The organism is Citrobacter sp. NCU1, from assembly GCF_010231475.1.
Classification (GTDB): domain Bacteria; phylum Pseudomonadota; class Gammaproteobacteria; order Enterobacterales; family Enterobacteriaceae; genus Citrobacter_D.
Genome location: NZ_NRDO01000023.1, coordinates 1 through 17,410 on the forward strand (window position 1 = coordinate 1; position 17,410 = coordinate 17,410).

At 50.3% G+C, this 17,410-nt stretch carries 17 protein-coding genes and 1 other annotated feature; of the genes, 11 read left to right on the forward strand and 6 right to left on the reverse strand.

All coding sequences use genetic code 11. The features are described from left to right. The first annotated feature begins 1,566 nt into the window (after positions 1-1,566). Together CJP72_RS08780 and CJP72_RS25440 are read left to right on the forward strand one after the other, a co-directional pair. Positions 1,567-2,127 carry a tyrosine-type recombinase/integrase gene (locus tag CJP72_RS08780; RefSeq protein ID WP_162380490.1) on the forward strand — a complete coding sequence of 187 codons (561 nt, stop codon included), beginning with the start codon at positions 1,567-1,569 and terminating at the stop codon, positions 2,125-2,127. A gap of 5 nt (positions 2,128-2,132) precedes the next feature. Next, positions 2,133-2,339: a hypothetical protein gene (locus CJP72_RS25440; RefSeq protein WP_238340026.1), complete on the forward strand. Its 207-nt coding sequence runs from the start codon at positions 2,133-2,135 to the stop codon at positions 2,337-2,339. Between the two features lie 51 nt (positions 2,340-2,390). On the opposite strand, the gene CJP72_RS08785 is transcribed toward CJP72_RS25440, so the two are convergent. Beyond that, positions 2,391-2,849, reverse strand: a complete 459-nt coding sequence (locus tag CJP72_RS08785; RefSeq protein ID WP_162380491.1) for a hypothetical protein — start codon at positions 2,847-2,849, stop codon at positions 2,391-2,393. Beyond that, on the reverse strand, positions 2,846-3,073 hold the full coding sequence (locus tag CJP72_RS08790) for a hypothetical protein (protein ID WP_162380492.1): 228 nt from the start codon (positions 3,071-3,073) through the stop codon (positions 2,846-2,848). The genes CJP72_RS08785 and CJP72_RS08790 overlap by 4 nt, the downstream gene beginning before the upstream one ends. A gap of 163 nt (positions 3,074-3,236) precedes the next feature. On the opposite strand from CJP72_RS08790, the gene CJP72_RS08795 reads away from it, so the two are divergent. Then, positions 3,237-4,025, forward strand: coding sequence for a hypothetical protein (locus tag CJP72_RS08795; protein WP_193568658.1), 789 nt, complete (start codon positions 3,237-3,239; stop codon positions 4,023-4,025). A 606-nt stretch (positions 4,026-4,631) separates the two neighbouring features. Here the strand turns inward: CJP72_RS08795 and CJP72_RS08800 are convergent. Continuing rightward, a complete protein-coding gene (locus tag CJP72_RS08800) occupies positions 4,632-5,252 on the reverse strand; it encodes an L-threonylcarbamoyladenylate synthase (RefSeq protein ID WP_162380493.1) in 621 nt (206 codons plus the stop codon). Continuing rightward, positions 5,249-6,130: an RNase RNM gene (gene rnm / locus CJP72_RS08805; RefSeq protein WP_162380494.1), complete on the reverse strand. Its 882-nt coding sequence runs from the start codon at positions 6,128-6,130 to the stop codon at positions 5,249-5,251. Before rnm ends, CJP72_RS08800 begins: the two co-directional genes overlap by 4 nt. A gap of 136 nt (positions 6,131-6,266) precedes the next feature. Between rnm and trpL the strand changes: the two genes are divergently transcribed. From trpL to trpA, 6 genes are all read left to right on the forward strand, one after another. Next, positions 6,267-6,311 (forward strand): trp operon leader peptide, encoded by a 45-nt coding sequence (gene trpL / locus CJP72_RS08810; RefSeq protein ID WP_193568659.1) that lies wholly within the window; start codon positions 6,267-6,269, stop codon positions 6,309-6,311. Continuing rightward, positions 6,288-6,381: a sequence feature (Trp leader region), on the forward strand. Its footprint overlaps the gene before it by 24 nt. A 23-nt stretch (positions 6,382-6,404) precedes the next feature. After that, entirely contained in the window at positions 6,405-7,967 is a 1,563-nt protein-coding gene (locus CJP72_RS08815) for an anthranilate synthase component 1 (protein ID WP_162380495.1), read from the forward strand. Next, positions 7,967-9,562, forward strand: a complete 1,596-nt coding sequence (gene trpD / locus CJP72_RS08820) for a bifunctional anthranilate synthase glutamate amidotransferase component TrpG/anthranilate phosphoribosyltransferase TrpD (RefSeq protein ID WP_162380496.1) — start codon at positions 7,967-7,969, stop codon at positions 9,560-9,562. Before CJP72_RS08815 ends, trpD begins: the two co-directional genes overlap by 1 nt. Positions 9,563-9,565: 3 nt before the next feature. Further along, positions 9,566-10,924, forward strand: a complete 1,359-nt coding sequence (gene trpCF / locus CJP72_RS08825; RefSeq protein ID WP_162380504.1) for a bifunctional indole-3-glycerol-phosphate synthase TrpC/phosphoribosylanthranilate isomerase TrpF — start codon at positions 9,566-9,568, stop codon at positions 10,922-10,924. A gap of 11 nt (positions 10,925-10,935) precedes the next feature. Then, positions 10,936-12,129 (forward strand): tryptophan synthase subunit beta, encoded by a 1,194-nt coding sequence (gene trpB / locus CJP72_RS08830; protein ID WP_162380497.1) that lies wholly within the window; start codon positions 10,936-10,938, stop codon positions 12,127-12,129. Beyond that, positions 12,129-12,935, forward strand: a complete 807-nt coding sequence (gene trpA, locus CJP72_RS08835; RefSeq protein ID WP_162380498.1) for a tryptophan synthase subunit alpha — start codon at positions 12,129-12,131, stop codon at positions 12,933-12,935. Before trpB ends, trpA begins: the two co-directional genes overlap by 1 nt. A gap of 32 nt (positions 12,936-12,967) precedes the next feature. On the opposite strand, the gene CJP72_RS08840 is transcribed toward trpA, so the two are convergent. Further along, entirely contained in the window at positions 12,968-14,437 is a 1,470-nt protein-coding gene (locus CJP72_RS08840; protein ID WP_162380499.1) for a diguanylate cyclase, read from the reverse strand. A 214-nt stretch (positions 14,438-14,651) separates the two neighbouring features. After that, on the reverse strand, positions 14,652-15,290 hold the full coding sequence (gene ompW / locus CJP72_RS08845; RefSeq protein ID WP_162380500.1) for an outer membrane protein OmpW: 639 nt from the start codon (positions 15,288-15,290) through the stop codon (positions 14,652-14,654). 282 nt (positions 15,291-15,572) lie between these two features. On the opposite strand from ompW, the gene CJP72_RS08850 reads away from it, so the two are divergent. After that, positions 15,573-15,977, forward strand: coding sequence for a YkgJ family cysteine cluster protein (locus tag CJP72_RS08850; RefSeq protein WP_162380501.1), 405 nt, complete (start codon positions 15,573-15,575; stop codon positions 15,975-15,977). A 152-nt stretch (positions 15,978-16,129) separates the two neighbouring features. Further along, positions 16,130-17,368 carry a tyrosine-type recombinase/integrase gene (locus tag CJP72_RS08855; protein WP_162380502.1) on the forward strand — a complete coding sequence of 413 codons (1,239 nt, stop codon included), beginning with the start codon at positions 16,130-16,132 and terminating at the stop codon, positions 17,366-17,368. The last annotated feature ends 42 nt before the right edge of the window (positions 17,369-17,410 follow it).

Below are 17,410 nucleotides of genomic sequence, written 5' to 3' on the forward strand. Positions count from 1 at the left end.
TCACTAACGTTTGTCAATACCCAAACGGTGATTTCGTTAAATATTTTTGATCATTTTCAACGAGTTAAGTTTTTGCTTTGCGATTAGTGCTCTTTGTACCAAAAACAGATGATTGCAGTCAAGCGAAATTTATGGTAGAAGTTGCCACCAGAGAGGATAGCCATAAGAATCACGCTAAACAACCTGTAACACTCTCTGCGACGTTCTGACGCTTTCAGGCTACCTTTGCACAATCTACCCTCTTTAAATCGCTCTACGGGCTTCCTGTGCGTTCTGGTGACGTATGGCGCACCTCTGGCACTTATCCCACACCAACACCAAGAAAACCTGACCATGTAAACGACGATAGTTGGTTAGATGGTCAATCAACGGTAGTTGGTTGGTCAGATGGTAATTCCGCGCACAGCGCAATGGTATTCGCCCACGGCGAAAGCGATCTCTTGCCGATGGCAAATAATCGTTCGTGCCTGACTCTCGTCAGTAACGAAGTTAGCACGAGTCCAGAAGGTAAAGAGGTGTAGCTTGCGCTTGTTCCTGAGCGGTACGGGGCTGACCGAGGAGCCAACCAAAGGCGAAACAGGTCACTTGCCCGGAGAGTACCGAGCAGGGACAACAGCAAAAGTATTAAAAGATAGTCTTATTAATTAGTAGTCTTAATTTAATCTTATAGTGTGCTGTTTCGTTACTTTAAAAGTACCAAAACGTTACTTTCGTTATGATCTCGAGTACCAAAACGTTACTTTCAGTTGCCCATTGGTGTAGATACCCATCATTTTGATGTATGCCGAAAGTAACAAAATGGTACTTTCAGCCCTTCACCCACGGTAGATCGTCGCCCTGCTCACTGAGTACCGTCCATACAACAACCCTAAGATTAATCCGACTAAAGCGGCGGTAATCCGCTGGTAATTAGCTGGTAAAGATCAAGGTTAATGTAGCCAAAGTGGACAATCATTTTTCATTGTAGAAGTGGTGAACAATGCTGTTAACTATGTAGAAGCCTTGCCCCGTGCGGCTTGTCACTTATTGTCACAACGATCATCACTTTGATGTAAGCCCGTTCTGCTTAACGACTTTTTGTTATAATGTAACAACTCTCTTTTTTTCATGCCAAAATCGCCGTTGTTGAGAATAATTATCATCAAATCAGATCGCATCGTCACAAATGAGAACCCCTCTCATCTATCGTGCAATAGCTCTACCTCAAGGTTGTGTAGTAATGTGAGATAGGATTTCTAACTAATTGATTTAATTGATACATATGATTTTATCTGCGTCCATCCTCCTTATGGTATGCAATGAATCTGCATAAACCGTGCATAGTCTCGCCAGGATTTGGCAACGTGCAAACATCTGTTTAGACTTGCCAATATTATGATTTTATTGAAGATATTTTGAAATTGTGCAGATTTCGATCTGGGTGTGCCTGATCTTCGCGTTCAGCACTGAACACAATCGCGCCATTTACCACACATAGCACCGATCTTTTTTTGATCATTTATCTTGTAACATAATGAAAATGATCATATTTTTATCTCACAGTATGAATATTTTGGAGATAAGCAGATGGCGACCACGAAGATAATCACTCAGGCAGAAGCGTTTAAGTTGGTTAGCTGGCTTGAGAGCCATAACAAACAGCTATTCGCAGACGTAGCGATCACTATGGCTTCGTTATGTCTACGTGTCGGTGATACGGTGAATTTGAGGTTCAGCCAGTTCAAGGAGGGGAATACACTGGAAGTGCTGGAAAGTAAGACGGGTAAGAAGAAGGAAATCATCATCCCTGCAAAGGTTTGGGAGATCGTAGAACGTCGCCGCCAGGCATTCCCGAAAGACGAATATGTTTTCACGTCGCACAGCAACCGTGCATCAGGAAAAGCCCCTGTTAGCCGTGAACAGGTGAACCGTGAGATCAAACAGGCTGCTGAGAATGTGGGGATCAAAGGAACCGTAGGCTGTCACAGCTTTAGGAAATTTTCTGCCACACAAGTATGGGAGAAATCCAATGGCAACCTTGCCTTAGCAATGAAAGCGCTTAACCACTCAGACCCTAAAGTGACTATGAACTATTTGAAGATTGACGTTAAAAGCGTGGGCGCTGCCCTTGCAAACATTTGGGAGTGATACGCATGAAACGATTATTAGTGCTCATTCTGGTACTACTGCCAGCTCTGGCGAATGCTGGACAGATAACAATGGTCGACCCAGAGGAGGAACAGACGGAAAATGGGAAAACGCTATGCACGTATCAGAACAGCATCTACTTGTTCACCTACGTAACAAAAGGAAAATGTCCCTATGCGAAAACATTCGATACGGAAGATTCAGAAGGGTGACGAAGGAAGAAAAGCCGCTCACCAGCTTTCTCTGGTGTGGTGCATAAGTAATCACCGCTTGGTATCACGAAGGATCATAGACAATATCCACCACCAGCGGCGACGCAGCCAACTAACATCACTGAACAGCTTTCCATCAGATGTAGTCACGTACACCCCTCCGCGATGATGCACCTTATTATGGTGAGCCTTGTTGATGAATGGCACTTCCAGAATCATTTCATCACGGGCTTTCAATCGACGCGGCAACATTGGACTAATCATGTATTCGTCGCAATGTTCGTTAGAACAATCGCTAAGGCGTCCGCTTGCAGTTATGACCCCCGCCGAACTTAACGTCACATCATGGGCGCTTTTGTTGGAAACATAAATTCTGTCTTCATACTGATCGCAACCTAAGAAAAGGCGTAGAGCTGTTCTGGATTTTAATAGCTGGAAAATGGATAGTGCAAACCCAGCCCATGCGGCAAGCATGGTCAGATTATCAACATTAAGCAACCAATCTATCAAAGTTCCATCCCTTGAGAGCAAAGATAATTAGCAATTCCTTGATGCTGTAAGTCAGTCAATTGGAAGTAGGAATTGAGTACGCTTATGACTTGCGTGGCATTATCAGCATGAACAGAACCAGGGGCATCAGGAGGAAGCGAACCATCAAGGATTGCAGTAAAGTAACCCGAGGAGATAGAGACTTTCAGGAAGCAATTGGGTAAAAATTCGTAACGTTCACTCATAACCACCTCATTTTCAGATTGTTTCTGCAAAGCGTACAGTACGAATTTTATCCTTTTACCGCATTTCAAACCAAATGACAATTCCATTGAATCAGTGGAGGATTTTAACCCTCACCGAAGATAACATAACCTCAAAATGTCTATCACTTCATTGAGGAAATGTATGTCTACAGAAAATTTTGTCACCTTCTGGTTAGCCAGAGCCGATCTTCCATACTTTCTTGAACCTCATGAATTTTACGTTTCTGAGGCAAGGCGGCGGCTTCTCTCTCAGTTTGGTGATTTAGAACAAGAAGCAGAGAAGAGAGAACAACAGTTTTTGGAGGCTACTGCTGAGTATTTTGATCCAGATAACGATGACCCAATGGCGGCCTACGAGCAAGCCTATCATGAGGGAATTAATTATGTATGGTCGCTTCTGGAGATGCAAAATACCGTGTTGTTGGCGTTGACAGCAGGTATGTATCATCAGTTCGATAAGAAACTACGAGAACATACCATCAAAGAGCTAAGCCACTGGTGCAAACGAGAGTTGATTACTCCCATGATCTGGAATTTCACATTCCATCAGCTTACTGATTTTCTCGAATGGATTGGCCTCAAAATCAATGGAACAGAATACGGAGAAAGGATCAATGCCTGTAACTTGGTAGTAAACGTATACAAGCATGGAGACGGCGCTGCACATCAAACACTATCATCCAACTATCCTCAGTACTACCCACACCCTACCGATGTTCGAGGGACGCAGATCGTACCTAACCATGATGATTTACACGTCTCAGAAGAGCAGTTTGTTGAATTTGCTGATGCAATAACTGCATTCTGGAAAGCAGTTCCAGAATATTGCCACTATGCAGATCTCGAAGATGAGCCTAAATGGATAGAAAAAGTTTTAGCAAACATCGAGCGAAAGAATAAAAAAGGTAATAGCAACAATAAAGCGCCGTGATGGGACACCATAAAAGCGCTGTAGGCGCATCCTCAGAGGGGTTGTCAGTTAACCATTCTCTTATCGAGTACCGATCATTTATGGCTAGGTGAACACCACGGCAGAGCCAGCCCCTTTCCCGGACTGGTTAGGTTCCCATCATTTGCTCGTTTATCCGTGGCGTGTCATCACGACAGGCTGTAACGGGACACCGCGCTAAGTGTGGAACGGTTAAAAGTTTATGAGAAGTGCGATCCGTCGCTGCCTGGCGTAGGCTTTGCGTTCATTTTTGTGTTGTCGTGGTGTGAGCCGACGCTTAATTATACGGTCATCTCACCATGTAACGTAGCGAGACAGTTACTAAGGGCGGATCGTAACAATTTCATCGGGGTTATGTAAGATGAAAATCCTACGGTGAGATACTAAAAGTGTGCATACATGATGGGAAGCAATATGTGGTTAATGACTGTCACACAAAACGATGACAGTCATTAACGAATCATAATTAACTTATTGATTTTTAATAAATTAATATTTTTCTTGTGCGCCTTCACAGGCGTCGAACAGGAGAATCAACGGCGCCGTACAGCGCCATTTTAAGGCCGCGTAGTATACAGAGTTGCGCCCTTATAAGAAAGGTTTAACGTCGCCGACGCCTTCGCGCAAGATCACCGGTGAATCATCGGTTAAATCGATAACCGTCGTGGGTTGTTGACCGAGATACCCCCCGTGGATTATCAAATCAACCTGCTTCTCAAGCCTGTCTTTGATCTCTTCAGGATCCGACTCAGTAAAATCACTGCCTGGCAACATCAACGATGTCGAAAGCATGGGTTCTTCCAGTGCCGCCAGCAACGCCAGCGCAATCGGGTTTGAGGGTACGCGAAGACCGATGGTTTTCCGTTTTTCCTGCAACAGACGACGCGGCACTTCTTTGGTTCCTTTCAGGATGAAGGTGTAGTTGCCCGGCGTGTTGTTTTTAATTAAACGAAAAGCGACGTTATCCACGAAGGAATAGGTCGACAGTTCCGACAGATCCCGACACATCAGCGTAAAGTTATGCCCGTCTGGCAGATGGCGGATTCGACAAATGCGCTCCATGGCGCCTTTATCTTCAATTTTGCAGCCAAGCGCATAACCGGAATCGGTTGGATAAACGATCACCCCGCCTTTACGCACGATCTCGACAGCCTGGTTAATCAGGCGTGGCTGCGGGTTTTCCGGATGAATATAAAAAAACTGGCTCATACTTCCCTCACTGTGGTGTCTCCGGGCTGCTCCCATAACTGCCATACGCCTTCGACGCCTGCGGGCAGCCAGAGCTTACGACCCAACTCAATCCACGGGCAGGGTTGATGAAAATCAGATCCTTGCGATGCCCATAGTTGATTCTGGCGCGCCAATGTCGCCAGTTGAGTACGTTCATTGGGAGATTGCTGGCATTGCGCGACTTCCATCGCGTCACCGCGGTGTTCAGCAAAATGCGCAACTAATCTTTTCAGCCACTTAGCGCTAAGGTCGTATCGCCCCGGATGGGCCAGCACCGCCTTACCGCCAGAATGATGAATCACATCAATAGCTTGTTCTATTGTACACCACTGTGGGGGAACGTATCCGGTTTTCCCACGCGCAAGATACTTTTTGAACACATCCGCAAGGGTTGTCGCTTTGCCGCATTCCACCAAAAAGCGGGCAAAATGCCCGCGAGTCACCGCCCCGCCGTCCGCAAGGCGGAGCGCCCCTTCCCATGCGCCGGGAATATGAGCCTTTTCCAGTCGCTCAGCAATCAAACGCGCACGCTGCTGACGACGCTCAGTTTGTTCGGCGAGGAAATCGCACATCGCCGGATCGGCAATATCGATATTCAGCCCCACAATATGGATCTCGTGATTTTCCCAGACCGTCGAGATTTCGACGCCGGCTATCAAATTCAGGGCTAATCCGGAACGTGAAATTTCTTCTCTTGCCGCCACAATAGCGGCTGTGGTGTCATGATCGGTGATCGCCAGCGTGCCGACTCGCATCTCTACTGCACGGTGTACCAACGCTTCTGGCGTCAACCGTCCATCGGACGCCGTTGTATGACTGTGCAGGTCATAAATCACTGCGTAATTCGTGTCGCTCAAGGCGAGCTCCCGTCTTAGTAAAAGTTCTTTCACAGACATCATAACGTTTCCGGCAAATTTACTGAAATCAGGTGTTGACAAAAATCCATTGAACTAGTTAACTAGTACGCAAGTTCACATGAAGAAGGTATCTGAGATGAAAGCTCAATTCGTACTGCAAGGTTGGTGGCGCACTTCCTGATTTCGGGCAGTGTCTTCGCAGCTATACGCAACCAGATACCCGGCCCGCCAACATGAGCGGGCTTTTTTTTGAACAGAATAAATGAGAATAACGATGCAAACACAAAAACCAACACTCGAACTGCTCTCCTGCGATGCCGCATACCGCGAAAATCCAACGGCGCTGTTTCATCAGGTTTGTGGCGGCAGCCCTGCCACACTGTTACTGGAATCCGCCGACATCGACAGTAAAGATGATCTGAAAAGTCTGCTGTTGGTTGATAGCGCATTGCGCATTACAGCGCTAGGTGACACTGTCACTATTCAGGCGTTATCAGATAACGGAGCCTCCTTACTGCCGTTGCTGGATGCCGCACTGCCCGCCGGGATCGACAACGAACAGCTTGCATCGAGCCGCATTCTCCATTTTCCACCGGTCAGCCCGTTGCTGGATGAAGATGCCCGTCTGTGTTCACTCTCCGTGTTTGACGCATTCCGTCTGCTGCAGGATCTGGTAAATGTCCCCGCGCAGGAGCGGGAAGCGATGTTCTTCGGTGGCCTGTTTGCCTATGACCTGGTCGCAGGTTTTGAAGATTTGCCGCAGCTTGAAGCCGGTAATCGTTGCCCGGACTACTGCTTCTATCTGGCGGAAACGCTGATGGTGATTGACCATCAAAAGAAAAGCACCCGCATTCAGGCCAGCGTCTTTACCCCTGATGCTGCTGAACGACAGCGCCTGACGCAGCGTTTGACGCAATTAACACAGCAGTTGACCGAAACTGCGCCGCCGTTGCCGGTCACCACGATTTCGCATATGCGTTGCGAATGTAATCAGAATGATGAAGAGTTCGGTGCCGTTGTACGCAGCATGCAAAAAGCCATTCGCGCGGGTGAGATTTTTCAGGTGGTCCCATCCCGCCGTTTCTCGCTTCCCTGCCCGTCCCCGTTAGCAGCCTATGAGGTGTTGAAAAAGAGCAACCCCAGCCCGTATATGTTCTTTATGCAGGACAACGAATTCACTCTCTTTGGCGCGTCGCCAGAAAGCTCGCTGAAATACGATGCCACCAGCCGTCAAATTGAGATCTACCCCATCGCCGGAACCCGCCCACGCGGTCGTCGCGCGGATGGCTCTCTGGACCGGGATCTGGACAGCCGCATTGAGCTGGAGATGCGTACCGATCACAAAGAGCTGTCTGAACATCTGATGCTGGTTGACCTGGCCCGCAATGATTTGGCGCGGATTTGCACCCCAGGTAGCCGCTACGTCGCCGACCTGACGAAAGTTGACCGTTACTCCTTTGTGATGCACCTGGTCTCCCGCGTGGTGGGTGAATTGCGCAGCGATCTGGATGCTCTGCATGCTTACCGCGCCTGCATGAATATGGGCACCCTCAGCGGCGCGCCAAAAGTTCGCGCCATGCAGCTCATCGCGAACGCCGAAGGTCGTCGTCGCGGCAGCTATGGTGGCGCGGTCGGCTATTTCACCGCTCATGGCGATCTGGATACCTGCATTGTGATTCGCTCCGCCCTTGTCGAAGACGGTATTGCTACCGTGCAAGCTGGCGCCGGGGTTGTTCTCGACTCTGTTCCGCAGTCTGAAGCCGATGAAACCCGTAACAAAGCGCGTGCCGTTTTGCGCGCTATCGCCACCGCGCACCATGCACAGGAGATTTTCTAATGGCTGACATTCTGCTGCTCGATAACATCGACTCTTTCACGTACAACCTGGCAGATCAGCTACGGACCAACGGTCATCATGTGGTGATTTATCGCAACCACATCCCGGCCCAGACGCTGATTGACCGTCTTGCGACGATGAAAAACCCGGTACTGATGCTCTCGCCCGGCCCCGGCGCGCCTAGTGAAGCCGGTTGTATGCCGGAGTTGTTGACCCGTCTGCGCGGTAAACTGCCGATTATCGGTATCTGCCTCGGCCATCAGGCGATTGTAGAAGCCTACGGTGGCTACGTCGGTCAGGCGGGCGAAATTCTGCATGGCAAAGCGTCAAGCATTGAGCATGACGGCCAGGCGATGTTTGCCGGACTGACAAATCCGCTGCCCGTCGCCCGTTATCACTCCCTGGTTGGCAGCAATGTGCCTGCCGGACTGACCATCAACGCCCATTTTAACGGTATGGTGATGGCGGTGCGCCACGATGCGGATCGCGTCTGCGGCTTCCAGTTTCATCCGGAATCCATTCTGACCACTCAGGGCGCCCGTTTACTGGAACAAACGCTGGCGTGGGCGCAGCAGAAGCTGGAGCAAACCAATACGCTGCAGCCGATTCTGGAAAAACTGTACCAGGCACAAACGCTGTCTCAGCAAGAGAGCCATCAGCTGTTTTCTGCCGTGGTACGCGGCGAACTAAAGCCGGAACAACTGGCGGCGGCGCTGGTCAGCATGAAAATTCGTGGCGAACATCCTAACGAAATTGCCGGTGCAGCGACCGCGTTGCTGGAAAATGCGGCACCATTTCCGCGCCCTGACTATCTGTTCGCCGATATCGTCGGTACCGGCGGTGACGGCAGCAATAGCATTAATATTTCCACTGCCAGCGCCTTCGTTGCGGCGGCGTGCGGCATGAAAGTAGCGAAACACGGCAACCGTAGCGTCTCCAGTAAATCCGGTTCTTCCGATTTGCTGGCGGCCTTCGGCATTAATCTGGATATGAATGCCGACAAGTCCCGCCAGGCGCTGGACGACCTCGGCGTCTGCTTCCTGTTTGCGCCGAAGTACCATACGGGCTTTCGTCATGCCATGCCAGTGCGCCAGCAGTTAAAAACGCGCACGCTGTTCAACGTGCTGGGACCGTTGATTAATCCGGCGCACCCGCCGCTGGCCCTGATTGGCGTCTACAGCGCTGAATTGGTGTTGCCGATTGCCGAGACGTTGCGCGTATTGGGATATCAACGCGCGGCGGTGGTTCACAGCGGGGGAATGGATGAAGTTTCCCTGCATGCGCCGACTATCGTTGCTGAGTTACACGAGGGTGAAATTAAGAGCTACACGCTGACGGCGGATGACTTTGGCCTCACTCCCTATCATCAGGAACAACTGGCAGGCGGCACGCCTGAAGAAAACCGTGACATTCTGACACGCTTGCTACAAGGTAAAGGTGAAGCCGCCCACGAGGCTGCTGTCGCCGCGAATGTTGCCATGCTGATGCGCCTGCATGGCGAGGAAGATTTGAAAGCCAACGTGCAAACCGTGATCACTGTTCTGCGCAGCGGCGCAGCCTATGACCGGGTTACAGCACTGGCGGCAAGAGGGTAAATGATGCAGACCGTTTTAGCGAAAATCGTCGCAGATAAGGCGATTTGGGTAGAGGCCCGTAAGCAGCAGCAACCGCTGGCCAGTTTCCAGAACGACATCCAGCCGAGTTCACGACATTTTTATGATGCACTGCAAGGAGCACGTACCGCGTTTATCCTGGAGTGCAAAAAGGCGTCTCCCTCGAAAGGCGTGATCCGGGAAAATTTCGACCCGGCGCAGATTGCCAGTGTATACAAGCATTATGCGTCGGCGATTTCCGTACTGACCGACGAGAAATATTTTCAGGGCAGTTTTGATTTTTTGCCAGTGGTCAGCGCCATCGCGCCGCAGCCGATTCTGTGTAAGGATTTCATTATTGACCCTTACCAAATCTGTCTGGCGCGTCATTATCAGGCGGATGCCTGCCTGCTGATGCTCTCAGTGCTGGATGACGAACAATATCGCCAGCTTGCCACCGTGGCGCACAGCTTAAACATGGGCGTGTTGACCGAAGTGAGCAATGAAGAGGAGCTGGAGCGCGCCATTGCTCTGGGCGCGAAAGTGGTCGGTATCAATAACCGCGACCTGCGCGATCTGTCGATCGATTTGAACCGTACCCGGCAGCTTGCGCCTCGTCTGGGTCATGGCGTGACCGTGATCAGCGAATCCGGGATCAACACCTACGGTCAGGTGCGTGAACTGAGCCATTTTGCCAACGGTTTTCTTATCGGCTCTGCGCTGATGTCCGAGGATAATCTCCACGCCGCCGTCCGCCGGGTGCTGCTGGGTGAGAATAAGGTGTGCGGCCTGACGCGTCCCCAGGATGCAAAAACCGCTTATGACGCAGGCGCCATTTATGGCGGTTTGATTTTTGTGGCCTCTTCTCCTCGCGCCGTCAGCGCTGAACAGGCACGGACGGTGATGGCAGCGGCGCCGCTACGGTATGTTGGGGTCTTTCGTGATGCGGATATTGCAGAAGTCTGTGCAAAAGCCACCACGTTGTCGCTCAACGCAGTGCAACTGCACGGTCATGAAGATCAAGCTTATGTGAATGCGCTGCGCGCTGTACTGCCTGACCAGGTGCAAATCTGGAAAGCGTTGAGCGTCGGCAACACGCTCCCTGCCCGCGATTATCAGCATATTGATAAGTACGTTCTGGATAACGGCCAGGGCGGTACAGGTCAACGTTTTGACTGGTCATTATTGCAGGGTCAGACGCTGGACAATGTTTTTCTGGCCGGCGGATTAGGCGCAGACAACTGCGTAGACGCGGCTAAAACCGGCTGTGCCGGTCTCGATTTTAATTCTGGTGTAGAGTCGCAGCCGGGCATCAAAGATGCTCGTCTTCTGGCCTCGGTCTTTCAGACACTGCGCGCTTATTAAGGAAGAAACACATGACAACATTACTGAATCCGTACTTTGGTGAATTTGGCGGCATGTATGTGCCGCAGATTCTGATGCCTGCCTTGCGTCAACTGGAAGAAGCGTTCGTCAGCGCGCAGAAAGATCCAGCGTTTCAGGCGCAGTTTACCGACCTGCTCAAAAACTATGCCGGACGCCCGACCGCGCTCACCAAATGCCAGAACATCACGGCGGGTACTAACACGACCCTTTATCTGAAACGTGAAGATCTGCTGCACGGCGGCGCGCACAAAACCAACCAGGTGTTGGGTCAGGCACTGCTGGCTAAGCGGATGGGCAAAACCGAAATTATTGCCGAAACCGGCGCGGGTCAACACGGTGTAGCCTCCGCGCTCGCCAGTGCGCTGCTCGGTCTGAAATGCCGCATTTATATGGGCGCGAAAGATGTTGAACGCCAGTCGCCTAACGTGTTCCGTATGCGTCTGATGGGTGCTGAAGTGATCCCGGTTCACAGCGGTTCCGCAACCCTGAAAGATGCCTGTAACGAGGCGCTGCGTGACTGGTCTGGCAGCTATGACACCGCGCACTATATGCTCGGTACTGCCGCTGGCCCGCATCCGTTCCCGACAATTGTGCGTGAGTTCCAGCGCATGATTGGGGAAGAAACCAAAGCCCAGATTCTGGAAAAAGAAGGCCGTCTGCCAGACGCGGTCATCGCCTGTGTCGGCGGTGGTTCAAATGCGATCGGTATGTTTGCTGATTTCATTGACGAAACCAGCGTAGGACTGATTGGCGTAGAGCCAGGCGGTCACGGGATCGAAACCGGTGAGCATGGCGCCCCGCTCAAACACGGTCGCGTTGGGATCTATTTCGGCATGAAAGCGCCGATGATGCAGACGGAAGAAGGCCAGATTGAAGAGTCTTACTCCATTTCCGCCGGGCTGGATTTCCCGTCCGTTGGCCCGCAACACGCGTACCTGAACAGTATTGGTCGTGCCGATTACGTGTCGATCACCGATGATGAGGCGCTCGAAGCGTTCAAAACCCTGTGCCTTCATGAAGGGATTATCCCGGCGCTGGAGTCGTCCCACGCCCTGGCGCATGCGTTAAAAATGATGCGCGACAACCCGGAAAAAGAGCAACTACTGGTGGTTAACCTTTCCGGTCGCGGCGACAAAGACATTTTCACCGTACACGACATTTTGAAAGCGCGAGGGGAAATCTGATGGAACGCTACGAAAATTTATTTGCACAATTGAAGGAACGTAAAGAAGGCGCCTTTGTTCCCTTTGTCACGTTGGGCGACCCTTCGGTTGAACAATCACTGAAAATTATTGATACGCTGATCGACGCGGGTGCCGATGCCCTTGAACTCGGGATACCGTTCTCCGACCCGCTGGCCGACGGTCCGACAATTCAGGAAGCCACGCTGCGCGCGTTTGCCTCGGGCGTTACCCCAACGCAATGTTTTGAGATGTTAGCGTTAATCCGCCAGAAGCACCCGACCATTCCTGTGGGGCTGCTGATGTACGCCAATCTGGTCTTCAGTAAAGGCATCGACGAATTTTACGCCCAGTGTGAAAAGGTCGGCGTCGACTCTGTACTGATTGCCGACGTGCCGGTGGAAGAGTCTGCGCCTTTCCATCAGGCGGCATTACGCCACAATGTCGCGCCGATTTTCATCTGCCCGCCGAATGCCGATGATGAACTTCTGCGCCAGATTGCCTCCCGAGGCCGCGGTTACACCTATTTGCTCTCCCGGGCGGGGGTCACGGGTGCGGAAAACCGTGCCGCGCTACCGTTGCACCATCTGGTCGAAAAACTGAAGGAGTACAACGCGGCCCCGTCGTTGCAGGGCTTCGGTATCTCTTCTCCGGAACAGGTTAGCGCGGCGATTGATGCCGGCGCGGCAGGGGCGATTTCCGGTTCTGCGATTGTGAAAATCATCGAGAAAAACGTCGATAAGCCAGAACAGATGCTGAGCGAGCTAAAAACGTTCGTCAGCGCAATGAAAGCGGCAACACGCGTGTAATGCCCACCAACCGCCAGATGACCTCTGGCGGTTTACCCTTTCGCCTGTTTCATTTTGTACATCTCATTATCTGCCAACTGGATCGCCGCATCCAACGCGCCGTCCACTTCCGCAACGCCCCACGATACCGACAACGGCACCTGATTGCTGTTAACCCAAAATATATATTCCCGCACCTGACTGGCAATACGCTCTGCAACCGCGCGGGCATCACTGGCTTTCGCCTGGTAAAGCAGAATCACAAACTCATCACCGCCCGTGCGTATCACCATGTCATTGCTGGTGCGGGTATTGGAAAGCATACGGTTAGCGATGACCTGTAGCGCCCTGTCGCCAGCCACATGTCCCCAGGTATCGTTGATCGCTTTGAATTTATTGCAATCCAGCAGAATTACCGCGCAATGCGATAACCCGCGACGTTTAATAATATCGAGGATCTTGCGGTTAAAGCACCCCGTCAAAGGGTCAATATAAATTTTGAGATCACTTTCGTTGAGCCATGTCTTTAGCCCCAGACTGATCATGATAAAAAAGAAAGGCGCCAACAGAATTGCAATCCCCGCCTGTACGTCATGCGTGACAAAACGCCCGAGTGAGATCGTATATTTGAACTCATACTTTTCAGACACTATTTTGGCAATGCTCTGCCCCATTGATAAGCAGTTCCCGGTAAGGCACAACGACTCTTCATTTTTTACATTCACCAGCGCCACATTAAGGCCATGTGGGATCTGGTTATCAAAGGCTTTCGCTAATGCTTCCTGTAGTTCTGGTCTGGCGTGGTCGTAGACAAGATAGGCCACTATATGATCGGAGATCTCTTTTCCGGACAGGTCGTAAATATAACTCACAACGCTAAACGCTTTATCGCCGGTGATTTTATCGGTGTAGAAATTAGTGGAGCTCAGCGCCTTTGTTTTGACGTTTTTTTCCAACAGGCGGGTATAAAAATCAACCGGTGGGTAAAAAAAGCTGCCAATATCTTTTGACATTGCCGAGTTGGCAAAGTGAAACATCCGTGCGTCTGCGGGCGTAAACCAATAAAAGTAATACCCATCTTTAGCGATGATATAACGATGGGCATCATAATTTCCGGGATTAAGGGTATTTACCCGGTCGCGGATGAATTCTGCCGCAGCAAACATGCATAGCGCTTCGATACCAGTATGTTTGGCAACCATTGCGCCTGTCGCCGAATGAACCCGCTGGCTGTCCGCATTAATTCCCCAGCCATCGTTGTCTCTGGGAACAAACAGCGAAACATCACCACACATGCCGGCATTTTTAATCTGATGGTAACGTACACCTGTCGCATCTGCGATCAGTTCGTTGTCGTTAAAAATGTCTATCATCCGCGTCTGCAGACGATTCATCCCATCACTGGCCGCCGCAAGTCGCTGTTCATAAATGACAAAAATGAACAATGAGGTAAAAAGCAACGTGATAAGCCCTGAGATGAGCAAGGCCTGCCGGTTTCTCAGCCCATCCTGCACAATCTTCACGCGTCCACCCAGTTCATTAACAGCACTGCACAATCGGTCGCCCGTGTATATTGTTGCATAGCATCCCTGAAATCAGCTTGCCAGAGACGGCGATAATTTTACTAATGTTAGCATTTCAGAGAGTTAAGCGAGGGGAAAAATCAAAAAACACATTGAAGAGACGAAAAAAAGCCGGTAGCAATGCCACCAGCCTTATTCGATAGCTGTGAGGATTTTAGAAGCGATAGCCCGCTGAGAACATAAATACCCACGGATCGATACGTGTACTGACGGTCTGTTTTTCACCACCCGCCTTAAATTTCACGTCAGTGTCGATATCCATGTACCAGACAGACATGTTGATCAGCCAGTCACGATCGATTAAATAGTCCATCCCAACTTGCCCTGCAGCACCCCAGGAATCTTTCAGGCTCAGATCAGATAATCCAGCTGCCTTGCCCGTATCATTAAACCCGTTGTCAAAGAAGGTGGTGTAGTTAATACCAGCACCAACATACGGACGCAGTTTGCTACTGGAGTCGCCAAAGTACCATTGCGCCATCAGCGTTGGCGGCAATTGATGCACGGTAGCGATATCACCGGTCGGCCCGGTGCCAACTTTATGGCGAAACGGCGTCGCTGCCAGTAATTCGACACCAATATTGTCTGTCGCCATGTAGGTGAACGTCAAACCCAGCTGGGTATTGTTACTGATGTTAAAACCGCCCAGCGATCCCAGGACGTTATCAGAACCTTCGGTCGGTCGAACGGTCGCCGAACCTGCACGAATGAAGAACTCGCCCGCTTCATGCGCATAAACCCCGCCAGAGAGAAGAGTACTTACTGCCAACGCCGCCACTGTTAATTTTTTCATGTCCGCTCCATCGTTATGGTTATAAAAGCGTGACGAATATACCTACAACAGAGTAAAAAGTGATCCAACACAGATCACATTACATCTTGTAATTTAACATTTATTGATCTGGATTAATTTAGAACTTGCATTCAAAATCCTGGTTAAACTGATACAGATCAAATTTGATATATTTCCGCCCTGAAAATATTCAGATGCATCCCTCTTGCCCTTCCTGAAACAGAGCGCTAATTTAGCTCTCTCACAATTGAATTGATGCGTTATCTTGTTGCAGGTGAAATCATGAGCGATCTCAACCCGTGCATGACGTGCGGTGCCTGTTGTGCGTTTTTTCGTGTCTCTTTTTATTGGGCTGAAGGCAGTGATGCTGGCGGCACCGTCCCTGCTCAGCTGACGGAACCAGTGAGTCCCTTTTTACGTTGTATGGCGGGCACCAACCAAAAACAGTCTCGCTGCGCCGCGTTGTCCGGTTCGCCTGGAGAACATGTCAGTTGTACTATCTATGAAAACCGCCCCTCTACCTGTCGGGAATTTGCCATGTCAGGTGAAGATGGCGAAATCAACGAAGCCTGTAACCGCGCTCGCGCCCGATACGGATTACCTCCGCTTTACAAAGATATGCTTTTCCATACAAGCCTTGATGCTGCCACTCATGGGTTATCCAGGGTACAATTGCCCGCTAATTAACACCTGCAGAACTCAAGGAGAGTGCATGTCCTAAGAGATGGATTATAAGGGGATGTATTTTAAGTAAATCAGAAGGTTAGATGCTATGTTTTGTGATACAGGCAGTGATTAAAAGGGACTTGCAGCATACCACAGTGGATAGGAATTGAAAGATGGTAAAGAAGAAACTCTCCCCGCAACACAGCTTGTGGTTACGTGGTTCCACATGGCACCTGCACTGGAATGTCCCCGCAAGATTACGCAAAGAGCCAGTATTCAGAGGCAAAGCGGTGTACAGCGTTACGTTAAAGACGGATGACTTACGCAAAGCACAAAGAATGCGTGACTCGATTATCAGCAAGTTCCAGGCAATGGCAGATGCCTCAGCAGAACAGATTAGCCGTCGCGCGTTCATGGTAGCGTATGATGAAGCCTCACGCGCCAAAGAAGCGCTAGACGCTCGTCTGCAATACATGGAAGGTAAAGACGCATTTGATGCCGTGGATGGTCTGGAGTCTGCCTTTGACGCTGAGAGGGAATTCAAGAATGGCAACCTTGAGAAAGCTGAAGGTTATCTCGCCGCACTCCACCAGAGACACGAGCTGATCGCTAAATACACCATGACGTTACATGAAGCGGCGTGGGAGTTCATCAAGGAAAACGAAGGCAAGTACGACAAGGTTATTTACAGTCGTGTCAAACTGGCGTCAGCCTCTCTCTTGAAGTACATCGGGAAGAAAGACGTAAATCTCAACAGTGTCACCCCTCGTCAGGTTACACGCTGGATTTCATCAATTGCTGCAACCTCAAGCGATGGTACACGACGCAGCTACATCTCAGCGTTAAACACAATGTGGCAATGGGCTTGGCTGAATGAGCATGTGGACGGTGACAGCCCGTTCAAAGGCACCAAGATTGAAATGAGCGGCGACAGGACAAGCTACGAAGATTTCACTGTCGAGGAACTCCAGCAGATTGTCGCCGTTTCAAAACAAGCTGAATTGGATTTGATTCGCTTTGGCTTGGTAACAGGTTGCCGTTTGGGCGAACTGTTAGGCCTCACGCCCGCCAACTTCATTATTGTCGAAGGTGTCCATGCCATAAAAATAATTGAAGGAAAAACAGCGGCAGCAGCGCGTGTTATCCCCCCCCCCGCTTATCTTTATGATGCCCTCAAGCTCTGCATCGAATCAGGCACATGGAAAGGCAAAGGTGTTACTACATGGTCACAAAGATTCAGTACACTCAAGCGTAATGCTATCGGGAAAGGCAAGGATACCAAGACGTTCCACTCATTCCGTCACATGGCAGCGACAGCGTATGAGCGTGCTGGAATAGAAGAGCGAATCACAGCCGTTCTGCTAGGTCATAAGCACAAGCGCGGAGAGTCTATTGATCCTACCCGCGAATAGTGGACACGCGATTAAGTGAGTAAACTCTCAACCAGAGGTGAC